The sequence below is a fragment of the Dolichospermum sp. UHCC 0352 genome (assembly GCF_009711925.1).
Taxonomy (GTDB): Bacteria; Cyanobacteriota; Cyanobacteriia; order Cyanobacteriales; family Nostocaceae; genus Dolichospermum; species Dolichospermum lemmermannii.
On record NZ_VIKY01000070.1, the window covers coordinates 685 to 2920 of the forward strand.

The 2236-nt window shown below is 39.3% G+C and carries 2 protein-coding genes; one reads left to right on the plus strand and one right to left on the minus strand.

Annotation, left to right across the window (positions count from 1 at the left end; translation table 11 throughout):
- Window positions 1-1754: alkaline phosphatase (locus FJR06_RS04845; RefSeq protein WP_168650966.1), on the minus strand; the 1754-nt coding region annotated here is incomplete at its 3' end.
- A gap of 79 nt (window positions 1755-1833) precedes the next feature.
- On the opposite strand from FJR06_RS04845, the gene psb28 reads away from it, so the two are divergent.
- Window positions 1834-2169, plus strand: a complete 336-nt coding sequence (gene psb28 / locus FJR06_RS04850; RefSeq protein WP_168650968.1) for a photosystem II reaction center protein Psb28 — start codon at window positions 1834-1836, stop codon at window positions 2167-2169.
- Window positions 2170-2236: the final 67 nt, after the last annotated feature.

Below are 2236 nucleotides of genomic sequence, written 5' to 3' on the forward strand. Positions count from 1 at the left end.
TGAGTCTGATAAATGTGAATTTGGTCTACTAAACCCCCAATACCAGGAATATCATCACCATAAAGCCGAAAACCCTTACCGACAGAATTAGTTAAAACTTCTGCACCTTTACCTTGATAATAAACAGGAACTGGACGATTACCATGATTTCCCCAACCATATTTAATCTGAGGATTAGAACCCCAAAAATGACCCGCTTTCATGGAATCAGATTCAGCAGTTAAAGCTTCTGCACTTTTTTCTTTGAGTAGTTCAGAAAAGTTGGGATTTAAAGTCAGATAATGATCATGATCAGCAGTAACAATCAACAGATTATTTTCCCAACCACCATTATTTTTAATCCAGTCAATTGTCGTTTTTACAGCTTTGTCAAAATCCAACACTGTCCCAATCATATTATCTATATTATCATCATGGGCAGCCCAATCAATATCACCACCTTCTACCATTAACCAAAATCCATCTTTGTCTTTAGATAAAACTGCTAAAGCTGCTTTGGTTAAATCATCAAGTGTGGGATTTTCATTAATTTCTTTCGCAATAAAAGATTGATCGGTTTCTCCAGCAAGTAGAGGACGAACTGTATCAGGTTTTTGTCCTTGGGAACTAAACAAAGAAAAATTACTTAAACCTGTATTACTGTAATCTCCATTTGCGGTACTTACAGGGAGATTTCCCTCTTGTCCCCTAGCTCCATATAATCCTAACAAGCGATCGCCCATATTTGGATCTAATTTAGCCGCAGTAGTCCCTAACTTATCAGCCGCATCTTTTCCCCGTTCTAAAAATGTGTAGTTATAGCGGTTTTGATTGGGGTTTTTACTCAATTCTGCATAGGTCGTTTTAGTGATATATTCAAATTTAGTTGGCGGTTCTACACCCGTAGGCAGAGGTTGACTACTCGCACCCGTGAGAGGATGACCACCACCTAAAATTACAGTTGGTTGATATATGCGGAGTTCCTGCTGGAGAATATTATCCAAAGTCGGATAATCACCATCATATTTATTGCGACGATTCACGTTTGCTGCTGCTGCACCCGGTGTAGCATGATCTACAGGAACAGAAGTGACAATCCCAGTAGATTTACCATGATCAGCCGCAGTTTTGAGAATAGTTTCTAAAGGTTTTTCAAATATATCCACAGAAATAGCATTGTTATAGCTTTTTACTCCTGTGTACAAAGTAGTCGCTGTATTGGCAGAATCAGGATAACTATGCTTGATATATTCAGGATCATTCCCAGGTGTCCAAGGATTTATTCCCCCACGTTGAGGATCATAACCCACTAAATTACCCACTGCATTAGGATTAAGATTTTTCCCCCCTCCAGATGGTTTATCGCCAGGATTAAATTGAGGTTGGAATTTAAACCCTGGTAACATCGGACTAGCGCCTGTAATGGAAATAGAGTTTGATAACGCAGAGTTACCCGTGCTGAAAACCCCATTACCAGGAGCAATGGTAGTACCATAGGTGGTAGCCAGGGCATAATGATCCAGAGTTTGAAAACTCAGTCCTTCCCCCTTACCAGAAGTGTAATTATATCCTTTAGCCATAGCCCCAGCGCGAGCCATTTCCCAGCCCATACCATCCCCAATCATCAGAATGACGTTTTTGGTTTTAGTGACAGGTGTAGCGGGGCTAGAATGGTTAGTCAGAGTGATGAATATACCAATACCAACTACAATGATCAACGCTGTAGTAAATAAACGGCGTTTAAATCGGAATTGTGAACTAGATTTAATTACCATTGGTAAAATGCCTGCTAGGAAATTGCTCTATGATGAGAGAATATTACAAAATGATCACAAAACTTTAAATTGACTCATCATGGCGAAAATTCAGTTTGCTAAAGGTATTGAAGAAACAGTAGTTCCAGATGTTCGGTTGACAAGAGCAAAAAAAGGTGAAAGCGGTACGGCAACATTTATCTTCACCAATCCTGATATATTGGCGCAAGATGCCACAGATGAAGTTACTGGTTTATATTTGATTGACGAAGAAGGGGAAATAGTTATTAAGGAAGTTCAGGGTAAATTTGTCAACGGTAAACCTGAATCCTTAGAAGCAATTTATGTGATGAAGTCTAATGAAGAATGGGATCGTTTTATGCGCTTTATGGAGCGTTACGCTGAGGACAATGGACTAGGATTGAGTAAGTCTTAATTAGTCATTAGTCAGTAGGGGCGAAGCATTTGGAAGATAAATTATCGGTCGTTGCAAAAAATAGTTC

Bases quoted from the DNA above. Each gene is read 5' to 3' on its own strand.
- psb28 (WP_168650968.1), top strand. From the start codon at position 1,834: ATGGCGAAAATTCAGTTTGCTAAAGGTATTGAAGAAACAGTAGTTCCA.